Annotated in this window: 15 protein-coding genes; 3 read left to right on the top strand and 12 right to left on the bottom strand. The window is 71.9% G+C overall.

What is annotated here, in order from left to right; genetic code table 11:
• Positions 1 to 37 precede the first annotated feature (37 nt).
• From LMU33_RS10970 to LMU33_RS10950, 5 genes are read right to left on the bottom strand one after another with little or no spacing between them, the layout of a single operon-like run.
• The gene (locus LMU33_RS10970; protein WP_228619565.1) at positions 38 to 2,077 is read right to left on the bottom strand and encodes an endo-beta-N-acetylglucosaminidase; all 2,040 of its coding nucleotides are present in this window, start codon (positions 2,075 to 2,077) and stop codon (positions 38 to 40) included.
• Positions 2,074 to 3,330, bottom strand: a complete 1,257-nt coding sequence (locus tag LMU33_RS10965) for a glycoside hydrolase 5 family protein (protein WP_228619564.1) — start codon at positions 3,328 to 3,330, stop codon at positions 2,074 to 2,076. Before LMU33_RS10965 ends, LMU33_RS10970 begins: the two co-directional genes overlap by 4 nt.
• Before the next feature lie 26 nt (positions 3,331 to 3,356).
• Complete coding sequence (locus tag LMU33_RS10960; RefSeq protein ID WP_228619562.1) at positions 3,357 to 4,262, bottom strand: carbohydrate ABC transporter permease; 906 nt, start codon at positions 4,260 to 4,262, stop codon at positions 3,357 to 3,359.
• The gene (locus LMU33_RS10955; RefSeq protein WP_228619560.1) at positions 4,259 to 5,146 is read right to left on the bottom strand and encodes a carbohydrate ABC transporter permease; all 888 of its coding nucleotides are present in this window, start codon (positions 5,144 to 5,146) and stop codon (positions 4,259 to 4,261) included. The genes LMU33_RS10960 and LMU33_RS10955 overlap by 4 nt, the downstream gene beginning before the upstream one ends.
• A 6-nt stretch (positions 5,147 to 5,152) precedes the next feature.
• The gene (locus tag LMU33_RS10950) at positions 5,153 to 6,439 is read right to left on the bottom strand and encodes an ABC transporter substrate-binding protein (RefSeq protein ID WP_228619558.1); all 1,287 of its coding nucleotides are present in this window, start codon (positions 6,437 to 6,439) and stop codon (positions 5,153 to 5,155) included.
• Between the two features lie 219 nt (positions 6,440 to 6,658).
• On the opposite strand from LMU33_RS10950, the gene LMU33_RS10945 reads away from it, so the two are divergent.
• A complete protein-coding gene (locus LMU33_RS10945; protein WP_228619556.1) occupies positions 6,659 to 7,726 on the top strand; it encodes a LacI family DNA-binding transcriptional regulator in 1,068 nt (355 codons plus the stop codon).
• A gap of 320 nt (positions 7,727 to 8,046) precedes the next feature.
• On the opposite strand, the gene LMU33_RS10940 is transcribed toward LMU33_RS10945, so the two are convergent.
• Positions 8,047 to 10,383: an alpha-L-fucosidase gene (locus tag LMU33_RS10940; RefSeq protein ID WP_228619555.1), complete on the bottom strand. Its 2,337-nt coding sequence runs from the start codon at positions 10,381 to 10,383 to the stop codon at positions 8,047 to 8,049.
• A 230-nt stretch (positions 10,384 to 10,613) separates the two neighbouring features.
• Here LMU33_RS10940 and LMU33_RS10935 point away from each other — a divergent pair, with 230 nt between their 5' ends.
• Positions 10,614 to 11,963 carry an amidase gene (locus tag LMU33_RS10935; protein ID WP_228619553.1) on the top strand — a complete coding sequence of 450 codons (1,350 nt, stop codon included), beginning with the start codon at positions 10,614 to 10,616 and terminating at the stop codon, positions 11,961 to 11,963.
• 24 nt (positions 11,964 to 11,987) lie between these two features.
• Here the strand turns inward: LMU33_RS10935 and LMU33_RS10930 are convergent, their stop codons facing one another.
• Together LMU33_RS10930 and LMU33_RS10925 are read right to left on the bottom strand one after the other, a co-directional pair.
• On the bottom strand, positions 11,988 to 12,473 hold the full coding sequence (locus LMU33_RS10930; protein WP_228619552.1) for a GNAT family N-acetyltransferase: 486 nt from the start codon (positions 12,471 to 12,473) through the stop codon (positions 11,988 to 11,990).
• Between the two features lie 62 nt (positions 12,474 to 12,535).
• Positions 12,536 to 12,709 (bottom strand): hypothetical protein, encoded by a 174-nt coding sequence (locus tag LMU33_RS10925; protein WP_184966741.1) that lies wholly within the window; start codon positions 12,707 to 12,709, stop codon positions 12,536 to 12,538.
• Positions 12,710 to 13,120: 411 nt separating this feature from the next.
• Between LMU33_RS10925 and LMU33_RS10920 the strand changes: the two genes are divergently transcribed.
• Positions 13,121 to 13,516, top strand: coding sequence for a hypothetical protein (locus LMU33_RS10920; RefSeq protein ID WP_228619550.1), 396 nt, complete (start codon positions 13,121 to 13,123; stop codon positions 13,514 to 13,516).
• Between the two features lie 80 nt (positions 13,517 to 13,596).
• Here the strand turns inward: LMU33_RS10920 and LMU33_RS10915 are convergent, their stop codons facing one another.
• The 4 genes from LMU33_RS10915 to LMU33_RS10900 form a co-directional block, all read right to left on the bottom strand.
• Positions 13,597 to 15,099, bottom strand: a complete 1,503-nt coding sequence (locus tag LMU33_RS10915; RefSeq protein ID WP_228619549.1) for an SDR family NAD(P)-dependent oxidoreductase — start codon at positions 15,097 to 15,099, stop codon at positions 13,597 to 13,599.
• A 208-nt stretch (positions 15,100 to 15,307) separates the two neighbouring features.
• Positions 15,308 to 16,639: a wax ester/triacylglycerol synthase family O-acyltransferase gene (locus LMU33_RS10910; protein WP_228619547.1), complete on the bottom strand. Its 1,332-nt coding sequence runs from the start codon at positions 16,637 to 16,639 to the stop codon at positions 15,308 to 15,310.
• A 157-nt stretch (positions 16,640 to 16,796) separates the two neighbouring features.
• Complete coding sequence (locus LMU33_RS10905; protein ID WP_228619546.1) at positions 16,797 to 19,118, bottom strand: GH92 family glycosyl hydrolase; 2,322 nt, start codon at positions 19,116 to 19,118, stop codon at positions 16,797 to 16,799.
• Positions 19,119 to 19,242: 124 nt separating this feature from the next.
• On the bottom strand, positions 19,243 to 19,629 hold the full coding sequence (locus LMU33_RS10900) for a GNAT family N-acetyltransferase (RefSeq protein ID WP_228619544.1): 387 nt from the start codon (positions 19,627 to 19,629) through the stop codon (positions 19,243 to 19,245).
• Positions 19,630 to 19,631 lie beyond the last annotated feature (2 nt).

The following is a 19,631-nucleotide window of genomic DNA, read 5'->3' as shown; positions in this document are numbered from 1 at the left end:
CGGGGTGCTCCCTGCGGGTTCCGGGTGATTGCGGTCGTTACCAGGGGTGGGTGACGGTGACGGGGGTGGAGGTGGTGTAGAGCTCCCCCACGGCACGCAGTTCGAATCGTGCGGCGGTCTCCCCTTGCTCGGGTTGCAGTCCGGTGAGGAAGCAGGCGCGCTGGCAGGTGCCGCCGAGGAAGCGGCGGGTGCCGTCGGGCAGGAGGCGGTGCAGTTCGTAGTGGCGGACGGCGCCGGGGGCGGCGTTCCAGGCGAGCCGGAGGTCGCCGCCGGTCGCGGCGGTGACGCGGGCGCCCGTGGGGGCCTCGGGGGCGGTGGCGGTGTCCCGGACGGCGAGGCCGCCGAGGCGCCAGCGCACCGGGCCCTCGGTGGCGGTGAGCCGGACACCGAGGGCGTGGACAGTGCCGGTGCCGGTGCCGGTCAGCCCGGTGAGCGGAAGTGTCACGGTCTGCCAGCCGTTGACCGACCTCACAGGCCTGCCCCTGTTGATCGAGTTCACAGCCAGATAGGTGTACGGCGGTGTCGCCCCGGCCGCGCTCGGCTCGGCCGTCGCCACCGCCAGCTCGACGTTCACCGCGCCGGCATCGGTCCGGTGCGTGAGCTCGACAACCGTGTTCACACCGACCGGCAGCCGGGTCGCGTACACGTCCACCACGACCGGTTGATCGAGTTCACCGTCCACCAGCACGCTGCTGCCGCCCCGCCAGGCATCGGCGAAGTCGAAGGAGACCGCCGGCCGCTGCCCCGCCGTGCGCACCACCCACCGCCGGGCCGGCAGCCGGTCCTGGAGCCCGAGGTGGTTCCAGGCCGCGTCCGAGGTGACCGCCCCGTCCTCGTACCAGCGCAGCCCGTGCCCCGTGTTGAACACGCTCGCGAACGGCAGCGAGGTCACCGTCGACCGGTCCGCGACCGACACCGCCGGCGCCCGCCACGGGTCACTCGCGTCCGGCCGGGACGGGTCCAGCGAACGCCCCGTCCAGAACCGGTCGTCCGCGGCGTGGAAGTCCTCCGGGGCGCGCTGGCCGGCGGGCAGGTGGTTGCGGGTCCACTCCGGCCGGTAGAAGCCGATCGAGGTGACGTGCGGCTTGCCGGACGGCACGATCGCGTCCCAGTCCACCGGCGTACCGGACCCGTTCGACTCGATGTCGACACCTGCCCACAACTCGTACCGGCTGCGGTTCAGTTGATCCGCTTTCGCCCCCGAGGAGGCGAGCGTGGCCGCGCTCCACCGGAAGTCCACGAACATGTCGTCGGCGGCCTGGAAGAAGGCCTGGTTCTGGCTGTTCAGCGCGCCCTGCCAGCTGACCGTGCCGTTCACCGTCATCGCGTCGTACCAGGTCACCCGCTGTCCGCGCGCCGCCCCGAGCGTCCGCAGCTCCTTGACGAACCCGAGCACGGCCCGGCCGAGTGCCGTGTTCCCGCCGCCCGTCTCGGCGTTCACGAACCAGCCGTCGAAGCCGTGGGCCGCCGCGACCGCGACGAGTTGCGCGGCGAGCGGACAGTGCCCGGAGGCGTCCTTCTGCACGAGGTCCCGGGTCCACTGGAGCTGTCCGCCGTACGCCACCGGTGGCAGGAAGATGTTCCCGAGCACCGGCACGCCGTGCCGGTGGGCCGCGTCCACGATCGGCGCGTTCGGCGCGAGGATCAGGCCCTCCCCGGCCGAGCCGCCCCAGAAGACCAGTTCGTCCAGGTAGGCCCAGTGGGTGAGGGCGTAGTAGTCGGCGGTGGCCGAGCCCTGGGAGGGGTTGGCGGAGGTGGGCCCGAAGGAGACCAGGGCCTGGACGCGGGCCTGGCCGGCGCGGGCGGTGGTGTTCGCCGGGGTCGGGGTGAAGCGGGCGGCGAGCGGCACGGACGCGGCGTTGAAGGCGAGGTCGGGGTCGTCGGCCGCGCGCCAGCTCTTCAGACTGCGCCAGGTGATGCCGGGGCCCGGGCTGCCGGCGGGCAGGGAGTCCGGGTACCAGTAGGAGGCGTACGGCGGGGTCGCCGCGGCTTTGGGGCGGGCGGCCGCGAAGGCGGGCAACGGGAAGAGGCCGGCGGCAGTGCCGGCGATCAGGACGGTACGTCTGCTGGGGTTCACGAGCGGGTTCCTCCATGTGGGGTGGGGAGTACCTGATCGGGAGTGACGACCTCGGTGATGCCGCGCGCGGCGAGGTGGTCCTTGTCGTCCGCGCGGCCGTCGAGGACGGTGGTGGGGCGGGCGCCGTCGGCGACGAGCCGGAAGAAGGCGTCGAAGACGACCCCGCCGGGGGCACAGCGGGAGCGGCGGCCCGGATCGTCGGGTACGACGAGGGCCGTGGTGCGCGGGGCCGGGGCCGGGCGCGGCCGGTGTGCCGCCTCGGCCAGCACGCGGGCGATGTCCTTGGGCCGGCGCTCGTCGGTGAACAGGCCCAGCCCGTATTCGAGTTCGGGGAAGTCGGCGAGGTCGCGCGAGACGTCGTAGGAGCACCACCAGGTGATCCCCCACAGGTCGGGGCAGTCCAGGACGTTTACCGTCGTCGCCTCGGCGAAGGCGGCGGCGTGCTCGGCGGGCACGAGCGGCGCGGGCGCCCCGACCTCCTGGAGCCATACGGGCCGGTGCGGTTCCTTGGCCCAGGCCTTGCTCAGCTCAACCAGGTAGGCGGCGTGGTGCTCGGCCGGCACGGAGGTACGGCCGTGGCGCTGGGCGGTGCCGTTGAACACCCAGGAGTGCACGGCGGTGAGGTCGCCGAGCCGGGCGGAGTGGCCGGGGGTGAAGGGCTGGTCGTCCTGGTACCAGGCGGCGTCGTAGGAGGCGTGCAGATGGAGCCGGCCGGGGGCGCCGTCGGCGCAGGCGGCCAGCATCCGTACGAGCCATCGCTCGGCCTCGTCCGCGGTGATGCGGTCGGGGTCGGGGTGGGGGCCGGCGGCGAACTGGTTGACCTCGTTGCCGACGGTCATGCCGAGGAAGTTCGGCCGGTCGGCGAGGGCGGCGGCGAGGGTGCGCAGATAGGCGGCCTGGCCCTCGACCACGTCCGGGTCGGTGAAGAGGTTGCGCCGGTGCCAGGTGCGGGTCCACGCGGGCAGGAAGTCGAAGCTGCTCAAGTGTCCCTGCAGGCCGTCGGCGTTGACGTCCAGGCCGCGTTCGGCGGCCGCGTCGGCGAGGGCCACGAGCTGCTCGACGGCGCGCGGGCGGATCAGGGTCCGGTTGGGCTGGAAGTAGGGCCACAGCGGGAAGACCCGGATGTGGTCGAGGCCGAGCGCGGCGATCGCGTCGAGGTCGGCGCGCACGGAGTCGAGGTCGAAGTCGAGCCAGTGGTGGAACCACCCGTCGCTCGGGGTGTAGTTGACGCCGAAGCGCACGGCAGGGGGCATGGAGTGTCCTTGTGACGTACGGGTGTTCAGCCCTTGACGGCGCCCTCGCCGACCCCGCGGAAGAAGTACCGCTGCAGGCAGGCGAACAGCGCGATGAGCGGGGCCACGGCGATCACGGTGCCGGCGGCGACGAGGCGTTCGTCGTTGGCGAAGGTGCCGTGCAGGTAGTTCAGGCCGATGGTCAGGGTGAACTTGGACGGGTCGCTGAGCACGATCAGGGGCCACAGGAAGTCGTCCCAGGCGCCCATGAAGGCGAAGATCGCGACGACGGCCAGCGTCCCCTTCACCGAGGGCAGGGCGACCCGCAGGAACCGCTGCCAGACGTCGGCGCCGTCGACGTAGGCCGCCTCCTCGATCTCGTAGGGCAGATTGCGGAAGGCGTTGCGCATCAGCAGCACGTTCATCGCGCCGATCGCACCGGGCAGCACGACCCCGATGAGCGTGTTGTTCAGGCCGAGTTCGCGCATGGTGGTGAACTGGGCGATGACGATGCCCTCGACCGGCACGAGCATGGCCAGCACGAACGCCAGCGTGGTCACGCGCCGGCCGCGGAAGCGCAGCCTGGCCAGGGCGTACCCGGCGAGGGCCGAGCCGACGCAGTTGGTGACGACGTTGGCCGTGGCGACCTTCAGGGAGTTCAGGGCGTAGTCCCAGACGGGGATGGTGTCGGCGACCCGTGTGTAGTTGTGCAGGGTGGGACGGGCGGGCAGGAAGCTCGGCGGCGAGCTGTAGATGTCCTCGGTCGGGCCCTTGAGGGAGGTGGACAGCTGCCACAGGAACGGGCCCACCGTCAGCGCGAGGACGACGAGGAGCAGCAGATAGCGCCAGACCAGTTCGCCGACGTGGATACGGCGGCCGTGTTCGTCGGTGACGCGCGGCTCCTTGCGCACGGTGACCGGCGGCTCGGGCCGTACCTTCTCCAGGACGCTCATGACTCGTCCCTCCGGTCCGCGCGCAGCACGAGCAGCATGAGCGCGACGGTGACGACGAACACGACGACCGAGAGCGCGGAGGCGTAGCCGACGCGGCCGGTCAGGCCGGTGCCGGTGCGCTGGACGAGCATGACGAGGGTGGTGTCCTCGCCGGCCGGGCCGCCGCTCGGGCCGGCCATCAGGTAGACCTCGGAGAACACCTTGAAGGCGGCGACCGAGGAGAGCGCGGCGACCAGCACCATGGTCGAGCGGACGGCGGGCACGGTGACCGACAGGAAGCGGCGCACCGGGCCCGCGCCGTCCACGGCGGCGGCCTCGTGCAGTTCGCGCGGCACGTTCGCCAGCGCCGCCAGATAGATGATCATGTAGTAGCCGAGGCCCTTCCACACCGTGACGGCCATCGCGCTCAGCAGGAGCAGCCACTGGTCGCTGAGGAACCCGACCCGGCCGATCCCGACCGTCTCCAACAGCGAGTTGACCAGGCCGCGTTCGTCCAGCAGCCACACCCAGATCAGCCCGACCACCACGATCGAGGCGACGACCGGGGTGTAGAAGGCGGAGCGGAAGAAGGTGATGCCGGGGATGTTCTTCTGCACCAGCAGCGCCAGCAGCAGCGGCAGGATCACCAGGGCGGGTACGACCCCGAGGATGTACAGGGTGCTGTTGCGCAGGCCGGTCCAGAACATGTCGTCGTGGAGCAGCTCGCGGAAGTTGGCGAGGTCCACGAAGTGGCCCGGCAGCAGGGTGCGGCGGTCGGTGAAGGAGTTCACCAGGGTGGAGACGAACGGGTAGAGCACGAAGGCGCCGGTGACGAGCAGCCCGGGTGCGGCGAACAGCCAGGGGCTGAACGGAAGCTGGCGCCTGATGCGGACAGGCGTGGCCATGGCCGGTCAGCCCTGCTGCAGGAGGCGGTTGGCGGCGTTGACAGCGTTGTCGAGAGCCTGCTTGGGACTCTCCTTGCCCTGGAGCGCCTTGGCCACCTCGTTGCGCAGTGCGGTCTTCATCTGGTCGCTGAACAGCACGGGTGTGTAATTGACCGCGCCCTTCAGGGACTTGGCGGCGGCGATGCGCACCCGGGTCTCGTCGGTGCCGTCCTCCTTGGTGAAGTACGGGTCGTTCAGGGAGCCGGCGGTGCTGGGGAAGATGGCGACCTTCTTGGCGAAGGACATCTGGTTCTGCGCGTCGGTGACGAAGTGGGCGAAGGCGACGGCGGCCGGGGTGTGCTTGGTGCGGGAGTTGACCATCACGCCCATCACGTACATGTTGACGTGTCCGGTGCTGGTGATCTGGTCGGTGATGCCGATGTTCCTGTAGAGGGTCGGCGCGTTCTTCTTGAAGTTGTCGAGGTCGAGGGCGCTGCCTGGGTTCATGGCGACGGCGCCGGTGAGGAACTTCTTGCCGGAGGACTCCGGGGTGGCGGTCAGGGCCTGCGGGTCGAGCGCCTTGGCGTCGTACAACTCCTTGTACTTGGTGAGGAGTGCGACTCCCTTGGTGTCGTTGAAGGCGAAGGCCGTGCCCTGCTTGTTCATCAGGGTGACGCCGTAGCGGCCGAAGTCCTCGATGGTGGGCACGTTGGCGAGGGTGGCGACCTTGCCGCCGCTCTTCCTCGCCATCTGCAGGGCGTCGGCGAAGAGTTCGTCGTACGTCTTCGGCGGCTGGTCGGGGTCGATCCCGGCCTTTCGGAAGAGGGCCTTGTTGTAGAAGAGCGGGCCGGTGTTCAGGTACCAGGGGAAGGCGTACGTACCGCTCATGCCCGGCACCTGGTGGCTGGCCCAGGCCCCGTCCAGGTACTCGGGCTTGTACTTGCCGGCCGCCTTGTCGAGGTCGAGCGCGAGGCCCGCCCTGGCGAGCGGGGCGACCAGGTCCGGGGAGACGTTGACGACGTCGGGCAGGGTGCCGCCGCCGGCGTCCGCGCTGAGCTTGTCGGGATAACCCTCGGCCGGCTGGTCGATCCACTTCACGTGCGTGCCGGGGTACTTCTTCTCGAAGTCGGCTATGAGACCGTCGAAGTACGACTTGAAGTTCGCGCGCAGATTCCAGGTCTGGAAGGTGATGTCGCCCTCGACCTTGCCGGAGGCGTCGGCCGAGCCGCCGCCGTCGCCTCCCGAGCCGCAGGCGCTCAGCGGCAGGACGAGGGCGACGGCAGCGGCGGCGAGGGCTCTGCGAGAGATGGGCACGGGACACGGCTCCCTTGCGACTGTCGGGCGGTGGGGTGGCGCGAGAGACCTTGCCCGCGCCGTTCGAGGAAAGTCAATGCATTCCACCCAACTAAAGAAATCAGCCCTTCATCAGTGCAGGTCAGAGACGTTTGGCCGAGAGCTTGCGGTCAATTGCTAATGCGCTTTAGGGTCTTGACACTCAAGCGCATTAGCGAGCACTGTCAGGAAGGGGGAGACGTGCCGACCAAACGGTCACCCGCACGCCGGCCCACGATGAAGGACATCGCCCGGCGGGCCGGCGTCTCCGAGAGCGCCGTCTCCTTCGCGCTCAACGACCGCCCCGGCGTCTCCGAGGCCACCCGGGCGCGTGTCCGCCGGGTCGCCGAGCAGCTCGGCTGGCGCCCCAGCACGGCCGCCCGCGCGCTGTCCGGCGAGGGTGCGGCCACGGTCGGTTTCGTCCTGGCCCGCCCCGCGCACACCCTGGGCGTCGACTCCTTCTTCCTCCAGCTCGTCTCCGGCATCCAGGAGGTGCTGGCCGAGCGGCACCTGGGCCTGCTCTTCCAGGTCGCGGAGGACGTGAGCGAGGAGTGCGCGGTGTACCGGCGCTGGTGGGCGGAGCACCGGGTGGACGGAGTGCTGGTGGCCGACCCCCGCGCCGACGACCCGCGCCCCGGCCTGCTGGACGAACTCGGCCTGCCCGCCGTGGTGATCGGCGGCGCACCCGACGTACGGCACCCAGGCCTGTCCACGGTCTGGGCGGACGACGCCGGGGCGATGGCCTCCGTGGTGGACGAGCTGACGGCGCTCGGCCATCACCGGATCGTGCACATCGCGGGACTGCCCGAACTGGCCCACACCCAGCGCCGTGTCGCCACGCTGCGCGCGGAGGCGGAGCGGCGCCGGCTCGCCGAGGTCCGCTCGGTCACCACCGACTACTCCGACGCGCAGGGCGCCGCCGTCACCCGCCGCGTCCTCGGCGACTCACCCGTTCCGACGGCCCTCATCTACGACAACGACGTGATGGCCGTGGCCGGCCTGGCCGCCGCCGCCGAACTCGGCTTCCGGGTACCGCAGGACGTGTCGGTGGTCTCCTGGGAGGACTCGGCCCTGTGCCGCATGGTCAGCCCCCGGCTGTCCGCCCTCTCCCGGGACAGCGCGGAGTTCGGCCGCACGGCGGCACGCGAGCTGCTGGCCCTGCTGGACGGCGACTCCGCCCGCTCGGTGGGGGTGCCGGTGCCACGGCTGACGGGGCGGGGCAGTACGGGACCCGTACCGGGCAACGCGCCGACGGGACGGGCTTCTTGAGCCACCGGCCCGCCACGACGATGAGCCGTCCGGCTGACGCTGTCACGGGGAAGGTGCCAAGGCCGCCGCCCCGCTCGCCGAAGACCGCCTACGCCGGGGACGGACTGGACGTGGGCAACGAGGCGGTGGCCGCCTACCGCAGGGTCCTGGAGTCCGAACCGGCGCAGCCCCCGCACCGCGTCCGGGCGGCACGGGGACGCGCGGCGTACCGCCCGGTCCGCGACCTGGCCGGGGAAGCCCCGAGGACGGTGCCGGCGGGCACCTCCGCCCCCGTCCCCGCCCGCGTCGAGGCCGCCCGGACCCTGCTCGGGTTCGCCCGCTCAAGCCCGCCAGTTCACCTTGAACACCCACACGTACCGTCCCGCGTTCCGCGCGGCCTCCGGTACGTCGATGACCAGTGAACCGTTCGTGACGGTCCAGGTCAGGGGCCGGTCGTAGCCGAGCATGGTCACCTCGTCCCCCGCCCGTACCGGCACCGGTGCCTCGACGATCAGCTTCGCGCCCGGGCGGGCCAGCGAGTGGACGTAGAACGCCTCGTCCGGGCGGACCGTGAAGCGCAGGTCCTCCCCGAGCTGGGCCGTACGGGACCAGTACGTGGTGTCGTACACCGCCTCCCCGTTGACCTTGAGCCACTCCCCCGTCTCCCGCAGCCGGGTCTGCATGATCTCCGGAATGGTGCCGTCGGCGCGCGGGCCGATGTCGAGGAGGAAGTTGCCGTTCTTGGAGACGATGTCGACGAGGCTGTGCACGACCTCCTCGGCCGTCATGTAGGCGTCGTCCGGGGTGGCCCGGTTGTAGCCGTAGGAGCGGGGGTCGAGGCCCCGGCTCGCCTCCCACTTGGCGACGACCGTGTTGGCGTACGTCGTGTACTCGGGCGTCGTGAAGTCGTGGAATGCGATGCCGGAGCGGTCGTTGACGGTCACGTCGATCGGCCGGGCGCGGTTCTTGGCGTGGTTGAAGTACTCGGCGAGGACGTGGACGCTGTCGTTGTCGCCGCCGATGTCGCACCAGATGATCTCCGGGTCGTAGCCGTGGATCAGTTCGAGCATCTGCGGGGCCTGATAGTCCCTCACATAGTCCTTGCCCGCGGTGTATCCCGTGTACGGGACCGGCTGCAGGGTGTACGGATTGCGCGGGGCGTGGCCCATCCAGGGGTGGTCGGGGTTGAACCACTCGGGCATCGAGAAGTACAGGCCGCGGTGGAGTTCGGGGGCGTGGCGGCGGCTCGCGTCGAAGAGTTCCCGCACCAGGTCCCGCTTCGGGCCCATCTTCGCCGCGTTGCGGTCGGAGACCTTGGTGTCCCACAGGGCGAAGCCCTCGTGGTGCTTGGAGGTCAGGACGTGGTACTGGGCGCCGGCGTCGCGGAACAGCTCCACCCAGGCGCGCGGGTCGAAACGCTCGGCGGTGAAGCGGGGGATGAAGTCGTCGTAGGCGAAGTCCTCGCCGTAGGTGGTGCGGTGGTAGGCGTACGTGGGGTTGGCCGGGTCCTGTATCTGGTCCCAGTACCACTCGGCGTACTGCACGCCGACCGGCGCCCACGCGGGCACCGAGTAGACGCCCCAGTGGATGAAGATGCCGAACTTGGCGCCCTGGAACCAGTACGGCGCCTGGTGGCCCGAGAGGGAGGCCCCGGTCGGCTGGTAGTCGGCGATTCCGAGCATCAACTCCGCCTGCCGCAAGGCGACTTGGGCGCCACGGCCGCGGACTGTCACCGTGCCGCCCTGGCGGGTCCCGGGTGCGGTGCCCGTGCGGTTGCGGATGCCGACCCGGACGCGGGCCTGTTCACCGGGGTCGAGACGGCGGACGCGGGCGGGCTCGACGGTGCGGGCGCCGGCGACCTCGACGCGTACGGACACGTCGTCGCCGGACAGGATCGGGACGGTGCCCGCGTTGACCACGGTGGCCTCGACGCTCTGGGCACCGGTCGCGTCCATGAGGGAGTTGGTGGAGTGCGCCTCACGCAGGGCCAACGCCCGCCCCTGGGCGACGGGTTGCAGGGAGAGCGCGAAGACGTGCAGGGAGGTCTTGTTCGCCGCGGCCGGGTTGGTCACGGGCAGGGTGACGGCGACCGCCTCGCGCCGCGGGTCGGTCCACACCTCCGACGTCCCGATCCCCACACCGTGCTCGTCCTTGGTGCCATCCGGTTTGTAGCGGTACGGCGCCGAGAGCGGGCCGCCCGCCGAGTACCAGTCGGCACCGCTCAGGCCGGCGGTGGTGGTGGAGCCGTCGGCGTAGTGGACGGTGGCCGTGCCGGTGGCGTTGCCGTAGCTGCCGGCGGTCAGGAAGACGGCCGACAGGTAGCGGCCCGGGGGCAGTTCGATGCGCTGGCCGAGGGCGACGACGTTGTTGTGGGCGCCTGCCGCCGCCCCGGGGAAGTCGAAGGGGACGCCGTCGACCTCGACGCGGCCCGCGGGCAGTTCCTCCCCCGGGAACGTGTAGCCGGAGCCGTCGAAGTCGCCGCCGCGCGCGGAGGCCGTGTCGATGCCGTCGTTGTCGTAGAGGGCGTCGAGCGGGACGGGCACCGGGTCGGGGACGGCGGCCCAGGGGCCCTGCTGTCCGGCGGCCCGAGCGGGTGTGGTGAGGGTGAGCGGCAGGGCGGCCGCGGCGGTCACACCGACTGCCGCGCCCAGGACCGTACGTCTGGGACACGTGCTCATGAGCGGCTCCCACGAACTCCGATTCATCGGACCTCTTGATGATTGTGTGGCGCCGACCAGCCTGTCAACGGGGCTGCACGGTAAGGAACTTGCCCCATTGATCGGATGACAAGCGGGTTGCCGGGAGCGAGCTCTCGACGTACCGCGCCCGACCAGGCACAGTTCTCCCTGCGCCGTGATTCGTACCAGCGAGTAGCCGACGGCCGAGCGAGACCGAGCGAGGAGTGCCCGTGGGTGACTGGGCCGGGCGGAGTGCCGCCGAGATTGCCGCCGCCGTACGCGGGAAGCGGGTGACGCCCCGGGAGGTGGCGGCCGAGCATCTCGCGCGGATCGAGCGGCTCGACGGCCGGATCGGGGCGTTCCGGAAGGTGCGGGCCGAGGCGGCGCTCGCCGAGGCCGACGAGGTGGCCTCCCGCGCCGAGCTGCCCGAACTGCCGCTCGCGGGCGTGCCGGTGGCCGTGAAGGACAACCTGGCGGTGCGCGGCGAGTCCCACCGTGACGGCTCCGCCGCCACCCCCGACACCCCGGCCGCCGAAGATCATGTCACGGTGGCCCGGCTGCGGGCGGCCGGCGCGGTGGTCGTGGGCCTGACGAACGTGCCGGAGCTGTGTGTGTTCGGCACGACGGAGGGCGTGTTCGGCACCGCCCGCAACCCCTGGGACACCTCCCGCACGGCGGGCGGCTCCTCCGGCGGCAGCGCGGCCGCGGTGGCCGCGGGCCTGGTCCCGATCGCGCTCGGCAACGACGGGATGGGGTCGCTGCGCATCCCGGCCGCGAACTGCGGCCTGGTCACGCTGAAGCCGGGGCACGGCCTGGTGCCGGCGGGGATCGGCAACGGCGACTGGTTCGGCATGTCGGAGAACGGCCCGCTGGCCACGACGGTCGAGGATCTGCGGCTGATGCTGGGCGTCCTGGCGGGCGCGGAGGTCCCGGGTGCGGCGGAGCCCCCGCGCCGGCGGATCGCCGCCGCCGTGCGCAGTCCGCTCGCCGGGGTGAGTGTGAGCAGACCGTATACGACCGCGGTCCGCGAGGCCGCCGGGGTGCTCACGCGGGCCGGGCACCGGGTGCGGCGGGCCGAGCCGCCGTATCCCCTGTCGCTGGGAGTGACCGCGCTGCGGCACTGGACGGCCGGGACCGCGGTGGACGCCGAGGGCCTGGACCGGGCGCTGCTGGCCCGGCGGACCCGGGTGCACGCGGCGATCGGCCGGCGGTTCGTCGGCCCGGTGCGCACCGGGGACAGCCGTGAGCGCCTGCGCGCGCGGCTGACCCCCTTCTTCACCGAGTACGACGTCCTGCTCACCCCGGCCCTGGCCCGGCGCTCCCCCGAGGCCGGCCCGTGGCACGAACGCGGCTGGCTGCGCAACGTCCTCGCCAACACCGCGTACTCCCCGTTCACCCCGCCCTGGAACCTGACCGGCTGGCCCGCGATGTCGGTCCCGTTCGGCACCCTTCCCTCGGGCGCCCCCTGTGCCGTGCAGCTCGTGGGCCGGCCGGGTTCGGAAGCCGTGCTGCTGGAGCTGGCGGAGGAACTGCAGACGCTGTGCCCGTGGCCGCGGACGGCGCCGGTGGCCGGTTCCTGAGTCCCGGCCGCGCCGGTTCGAGGCCTATTCGAGCGACCGGTACATGATGTGCAGGCCCACCCTGCCGTGCCGGGGGTGGTCGTAGGCCCCCGGGACGGTGCCGAGGACGGTGAAGCCCAGGGAGGTCCACAGGGCGACGGCGGGGTTCGTCTCGACGACGGCGTTGAAGACCATCGCGCGGTAGCCCTGGGCCCTGGCCTCGGCCAGGACGTGTTCGGCCAGGGCACGGCCGATGCCCTCGCCCGTGCGGTCGGGGTCGACCATGAAGCCGGCGTTGGCGACGCGGGCGGCGGGACCGCCGTAGTTGGGGGTGAGGTAGGCCGAGCCGACCACGGCTCCGGTCGCGTCCTCGGCGACGTAGACCCGCTTGGCGGGGTTCATCCAGAGTGCGCGGGCGTCGCCCTCGGAGGTCTCGGGATCCCAGGCGTAGGTTTCGGCGGCGGCGACGATCCGGTGCCAGAAGGGCCAGATCCGCGGCCAGTCGTCGGCCACGGCTTCTCTGATCAGCATGGGCGTGAGTCTGTCAGGTCACGCCCATGTGTGCGGCGGTCGTGAGGGGTCCGGCCCGAGGGTCAGTCCACGCTGGGCAGGATGTGGGGTTCGGCGAGGTCGTCCTCGTAGCCCGCCAGGCGGATCGGGGCGGACCGGGCCCACACGTCGAGGCTGCCGAGCTCTCCAGGCCGCCGGCCCACGCGTTCCGTGCGTTCCTTGGGACGCTGATCGCGATTCGTCTTCTCCGGTGTCACCGCGCACTCCTTATGTGTCGGTTCACCCTCGGGGGGCCTGCCGGACAGCTTGCGCTCCGGCACTCGGCGCCCGCTCGGGTCTGGTTGGAAGGCCAGTTCGGACGCGGTGGCGCCGGTACGGACGTGTGGGTCTGGGTGGGACCCGGTACTGCTGTCCGTCCCCTCCAGATTACCCAAATGAGCGGGCTTGCGCTCGATCGGGAGTGCAAACAAGGTGTAACTATCAGAAGTCGTTTCGCCCCCCAATACCTCCTAATATGCGGCCATTTACCTTGCGGCGCATCACCCGGCCGTCGGGCGAATCACCCACTCGGCCTACTTGCGGCTCAGTTCAGGTGCCGTTGGCCGGGGCGCAAGGTCGCCATGATCTGCTGATGAGCGGGAACGGCTGTCTCGCGGAAGGACTGACGCATGGAGCTGCGCAGCGTCGAGGAGCTGATGGATCTGCTGTACGCCGGCCGGCACCAGCACGCGCTGAGAACCGCCGCGCTGCTGCGCCGCAGCCGCCCCGCCGACAAGGAGCTCCAGGTGGCGGGGCTGGTGCGCGGCATCGGGCCGGTGCTGTGCCCGGGTGACGAGAGGGGCCGGGCGCTCGGCGCGGCCGAGGCGGTGCGCTCCCTGCTCGGGGATCGGGTGTTCCGGTTGGTGCGCGGGGACGCGGGCCCGGCCGACGACGATGTGCTGCGATTGCGCCAGGCCGACGAGGAGAGCCGTACGGCGGGATTCGACGCGGGCGTCCTGGAGGACTGGCGCACGGTGCTGGAGCTGGTCGCGGCCCGGCATTCCCGGCTCGGCGCCGTGGACTGACACCCGAGGCGCGGGTCTCGCAGGTGGCTGACCGCCCGCCGGTGGATCACCACCATGAAGAACGCATCACCCGCGCACTGTCACCACTTGCCCGGCGCGTAGTCCTTCAGGAAGACGCCGTACAGGTCCTCGCCCGCCTCGCCGCGCACGATCGGGTCGTAGACGCGGGCGGCGCCGTCGACCAGGTCGAGGGGGGCGTGGAAACCGGCCTCGGCGAGGCGCAGCTTGTCGTAGTGCGGGCGCTCGTCGGTGATCCAGCCGGTGTCGACCGAGGTCATGAGGATGCCGTCCGCCTCGAACATCTCCTCGGCGCTGGTCCGCGTCACCATGTTCATGGCCGCCTTCGCGGCGTTGGTGTTCGGGTGCCCGGCGCCCTTGTAGCCGCGGCTGAAGACGCCTTCCATCGCCGAGACGTTCACGACGTACGCACGCCCGCTGGCCGCCTTCCTCGCGGCGTCGGCCATGGCCGGGCGCAGGGCGCTGATCAGGATGAACGGCGACGTGTAGTTGCACAGCTGGGTCTCGAGCAGCTCGACCGGCGAGATCTGGTCGATGGTCTGCACCCAGGTGTTGGTGTCGACGACGTCCGGGACGAGGCCGCCGGCGTCGATGGCGGTGCCGTCGAGGTGCCTGGCGACACTGGCGTTGCCGGCGACCAGGGCGAGGTCGGCGACCTTCTGGGCGTCCAGGCCGCCGGCGCCGACGGGCAGCGCGGCGATGCCGTCGACGGCACCGGAGTTGAAGGCGCCGATGACGTGGTGGGCGGGGAGTTCACCGGCGGGCAGCGGGGCGCTCTCGCCCTCGACCAGGGCCGCGTACGCGGAGGGCAGGCGGCGTACGGTCTGGGTCGCGTTGTTGATCAGGATGTCGAGCGGGCCCGCCTCGGCGACCTGCTCGGCGAGGGCCACGGCCTGGGCGGGGTCGCGCAGGTCGATGCCGACGACCTCCAGCCGGTGGATCCAGTCCGCCGAGTCCTCCATGGCCTTGAAACGGCGGATGGCGTCCTTCGGGAACCGGGTGGTGATCGTCGTGTGCGCGCCGTCGCGCAGCAGCCGCAGGGCGATGTACATGCCGATCTTGGCGCGGCCGCCGGTGAGCAGGGCGCGCTTGCCGGCGAGGTCGGCGCGGGCGTCCCGCTTGGCGCGGTTCGTGCGGGCGCAGTCCGGACAGAGCTGGTGGTAGAAGTAGTCGACCTCGACGTAGCGGGTCTTGCAGGTGTAGCAGGAGCGGGGGCGCTGGAGTATGCCGGCGATCCTGCCCGCCTCGACCTTGGAGGAGGGCAGGATGCCCTCGGTCTCGTCGTCGATGCGCTCGGCGGAGCCGGTGGCGGTGGCCTCGGTGACGGCGCGGTCGTGTGCGGTCTTGGCGGCGCGGCGTTCCTGGCGGCGGCGCTGCTTGACCGTACGGTAGATGTGCGAAGTGGCCCGGCGGACCTTGATCGCGTCCGGGTGGTCGACCTCGAGCTTGTCGAGTTCCTCCAGCACGCTGAGGCAGACGGCCAGCCGCTCCGGGTCGATACCGGGGCCGTAGACCCCTTCCTCCATGGCCATGGAGGCCATGGAGCCGTCCTCTGTCACCGTCATCGCGCTGCCGCTTCCCTGGTCACCCGCGCAGCGCTCCGACTCGCGCCCGCTTTCGAACGGGGAATTTTACGGAGCGCACCGCCCCACCGCCAAACCCGCACGAACGGGCCCGGCCGCCGACGGCGCATCCGCACCGCGGGGCCGCCCGCACCCGGCGGCGAAAGCCGCACGGGTGCGGGCGGGAACCCCGTCCCGGCCGGAGGCCGGATCAGACGTCGCAGGCCGCCAGCAGCGTCGACACCTCGGCCGACACCGCGTGAGCGAACCGGTCGAGGTCCGGCACGGCCTGTGCATCGGCGACCAGCCCGTAGTGGACACGGCCGCGATAGGTGGAGATGGCCACCGCCAGCGACTGCCCCGGTGCGAGCGGCGCCAGCGGGTACACCTCGCTCAGCTCGTGCCCCCCGAGCCGCAGCCCCAGCCCCGGCAGCGGCACGCTGGTGACGAGGATGTCGAACCACAGCCGGGCCGCCTGCCCGACGAGCGGCCCGCCGAGCCGGTGGCCGAGGGCCGGTACGTGATCGGCGAGCAGCGCCACCGCACCCGCGCCCCGGTTCGGCCCCGCGTCCTTGTTGCGGAGCATCGCGGTGCGCACGGTACCGAGCCGGCCGAGCGGATCCGACTCGTCCACCGGGAGCCGTATCAGATAGCCGGAGAGCCGGTTGCCCTGTGGGTGCGCGGTGCGCGGGCGGCGCCGGGAGACGGGGATGAGCGCGCGGGGCGCCACGCCCTTCGTGCAGTCGCCGCGTTCCTCCAGCCAGCGGCGCAGGGCCCCGGCGACGACGGCGATCAGCACGTCGTTGACGGTGCCGCCGGCGGTCTTGCGCACACGGTGCACGTCGTCGATGTCGAAGACGACCCCGGCGGTGCGGCGGGTGCCGGTCGGGGCGGAGGTGAGCGCGGAGACGGGCCGCATGCCGAGGGTGGACCGGGCGAGGGAGGCACCGATGTCCAGGGCCCGGCCCACGTCGGACAGCGCACCCTTGACCAGCCCGGGGACGAGCCCCGGCAGCTTGCGCACGTCGGACAGCAGCCCGCGCGGCGGCTCGATGGCGCGCGGCGCCCGCTCGGGCAGGTCCACCGGGTCGAGGACGCCGGCGGCGAGCTTCAGCGCGCGCAGCCCGTCGGCGAGGGCGTGGTGGAACTTGAACAGCACGGCGAAGGACATCCCGTCCTCGCCGGGCAGCACATGCGCCTCCCACGGCGGCCGGCCCCGCTCCAGCGGGCGCTCCATGAGCCGGCCGGCGACGGCGTGGAAGTCCGGGGTCGGGGCGTGCAGCCGTACGTGGTTCAGCGGGTCGAAGTCCGGGTCGGGCTCCCGGGTGGCGCTGCCGAAGGCGAGCGGCTGCCACACGTCACGGATGCGCAGGCGCAGCCCGGGCACGGCGGCGGCGCGGGCGGCGAGCAGGTCGGCGGCATGGGCACCGGCGGTGGGCGAGTGCGCGCCGAAGACACCGAGCGCGCCGAGGTGCATCGGATGCCGGTCGGACTCGATGTTCCAGAACGCCAGGTCCAGGGGTGCGAGCAGGTCGGAAGTCAAGGGCTTGCCTCACGCGTCGACGACGGGCGGATCTGAAGTCACTCGCAGTCAATCTCTGCCGCCCGATTACGGTCAAGTACGATCAGGCTACGCTCAGTTAACAGCAGATTAAGTCCCGCCTCCTCCGAAAGAGACGGGACGCAGGTGGAACGTGAGGTCACTTCAGCACGGGTTGCGCCGAGCCGGGTGACGTACCCCACTCAGACGGGCGCGGGCCGACCGTGAACGCGAGCGAGCGCAGGGAGCGCAGCGCACCCGTCGTCAGATAGGTCTGGCCATGGCGGTTTCCGTCCGTGCGGACGGTCTGGATGTAGCGGTCGGTGGCGGAGGTGCCGGGCGCGGCGACGGTCAGCCGGCCGCCCGGCCAGTAGCGGCGGTCCAGGGTGAGGTCGACGCGGTCGAAGACCGGCGTGGACAGGCCCCAGGTGCCGTAGCCGGGCTGGATCGGGAACAGCCCGATGGACGACAGCACGTTCCAGGCGGACATCGTGCCCAGGTCGTCGTTGCCGGTGATGCCGGTGGGCCCGTCGGTGAAGAGGGTCAGGGCGGCGTGCACCACGTCGGTGGTCTTCCACGGCTGACCGGTGGCCAGGTAGGTGTACGGCGCGATGAGGTCGGGCTCGTTCATCGGGTTGTACTTGTCGGCGTTGTAGTACGCGTACGCGTCGCCGTGCACCCACACCTCGCGGGCCGTCTTCGCCGGGTCGGCGAGCAGCCGGTCGTAGGCGAAGAACGCGTCCAGCCGGTCGTTGGCCGCGCGCTCGCCGCCGATGAGCCGCACCATGCCGGGCACGTCCTGCGGCACGAGCCACTGGTACTGCCAGGCGGTGCCCTCGTGGAAGCCGGTGCCGAGCGCCGGGTCGGCCGAGCCGGTGAAGGCGCCGGAGGCGTCGCGGGCCCGGAAGAAGCCGGTCGTCGGGTCGAAGATGTTCCGGTAGTTCTGCGCCCGTGCCGCGTAGCGGGCGGCGTCGGCGTCGTGGCCGAGGCCGCGCGCCATCTGGGCCAGCATGGCGTCGGCCAGGGCGTACTCCAGCGTGACGGAGGCACCGTGGTGGTAGTCGGAGTCGCCCATCTTGGCGTACGGCCGGTCCTTGTCGAACGGGGCGAAGCCGTGCGCGAGGTACTCGGCGTTGGCCTCCCGGCCGATGCCCGGATACACGACCGGAGGAACGCCGTCGGCGTTCTTCTTCAGCGCGCGGTAGACCCGCTCCTCGAAGCCCTTGAGCAGCCCCGTCTGGTAGGCCGTGGTCAGGAACGGGGTGACCGGGTCGCCGCTCATGACGTTCGTCTCGACCGGGCCGTAGCCCCACTTGGGCAGCCAGCCGCCGTCCTCGTCGACCGCGAGGACCGAGCGGGCCATGTCCCGCGCCTCGCGCGGGGCGAGGAGCGCGAGGAGCTGGGCCTGGGTGCGGTAGGTGTCCCACAGCGACCAGTTCTGGTAGTACGTGAAGCCCCGGGCCCGGTGGACACGGCGGTCCCAGCCGAAGTAGCGGCCGTCGGCGTCGCTGCCGACGTTCGGCGCGAGGAAGGACCGGTACAGCGAGGAGTAGAAGGTCCGGCGCAACGTACTCGTGCCGCCCTGGACGCGGACGGCGGCGAGCCGCCTCTCCCACTCCTCGCGGGCCCGCTCCCGCACCGCCTCGAAGGACCGTCCGCCCTCGGCGGCCAGGTTGCCGGCCGCGCCGCGCGCGTCGACGTACGACAGGGCGGTGGTCGCCTCGACCGTACGGTCCTTGGTGGTGTCGAAGCGGACGTAGGCGCCGCCGGGTCCGCTGCGGGAGCCCGGGGTGAGCGTCCCGCCGTCCCAGGTGCCGTACGCGGTGAAGGGCCGGCTGAAACGGGTGATCGTGTGGACCGTGTAGGGGCCGGTGTCCCGGCAGAAGCCGTGCCCGGTGATCTCGGTGCGCACGGTGCGGTCGTCGAGGATCTCGACGGAGCTGGAGACCCCCTTGTGCAGCGACTGGGCGGCGTTCAACAGGACGTTGGCCTTGTCGGTGGCCGGGAAGGTGTAGCGCTGCACGCCGGTGCGCTCGGTCGCGGTCAGCTCGGCACGGATGCCCGAGGAGAGGCCGACCCGGTAGTAGCCGGGGCTCGCCGTCTCGTCCTGGTGCGAGAAGCCGGCCGCGTACCGGGTGTAGTCCGTCTGCGTGACCTCGCCGGTGGTGGGCAGCACGGGCAGGTCGCCGCCGATGCGGCAGCCGACGCCCGAGAGATGGACCAGGGAGAAGCCGCGGATGCGGTTCTGTGTGTAGTCGTAGCCGGTGTTGTGCCCGGTGTCCGGGGAGAACTGCACCATACCGAAGGGCACGGCCGCACCGGGGAAGGTGTTGCCCTCGTCCTGGCTCCCGATGAACGGGTTGACCAGGTCGGCGAGGTGGCCGTCGGTCCGCTCGGCGGCCCGTGCGGCGGGGGTGGCGATCAGCGTGGACGCTGCCATCACCCCGGCCAGGCACAGCCGCGTGCGCCGGGTCCCTCTCATGTCGCATGACCTCCGCAGGTTCGACATCGATGTCTGAATCCTGAAGGTCGAACGACTCAGATCCGGGCAAGGTACGGCGATCGGATCAAACGCGTCGCGCCCGGCAGGAGCCGGATGGTGACGGTTAGTCAGAGTGCCGGCCTGAAGCCCAGCCTCGCGCGCGTGCCCGTGCCACGGCCCGCTCCCTCAGGCTCCGGCCGAGCCCGCCGCCACGCCGGTCCGCGCGGATGCGCACCGCCTCGACCGGCGCCCGCTCGGCACCGCCCTTGCCGGGGCCCGGGATGTACGTCGCCTGCAGACGGCCCACGACCGTGCCGGTGCCGGCCCCGGAGGGGACCGGCAGCTCGTTGCGCGGGTCCTGCTCGACCGCCGCGAAGGCGCGTTCGAAGGCCTCCGTCACCTCGATGGCCGCCGGGTCCCCGGCCCTCTCCTCGTCGGCCGGCAGAGCGAGAACGGCGGACGGGCCGGCTCGGGTCGCGGGCCGGAACACGAGCGCGGCCGCATCGGACACGC

Source organism: Streptomyces barringtoniae (assembly GCF_020819595.1).
GTDB classification, from domain to species: domain Bacteria; phylum Actinomycetota; class Actinomycetes; order Streptomycetales; family Streptomycetaceae; genus Streptomyces; species Streptomyces barringtoniae.
The sequence above is the reverse complement of the archived record's forward strand: the minus strand, read 5'-3'. Positions and strand labels throughout refer to the sequence as shown.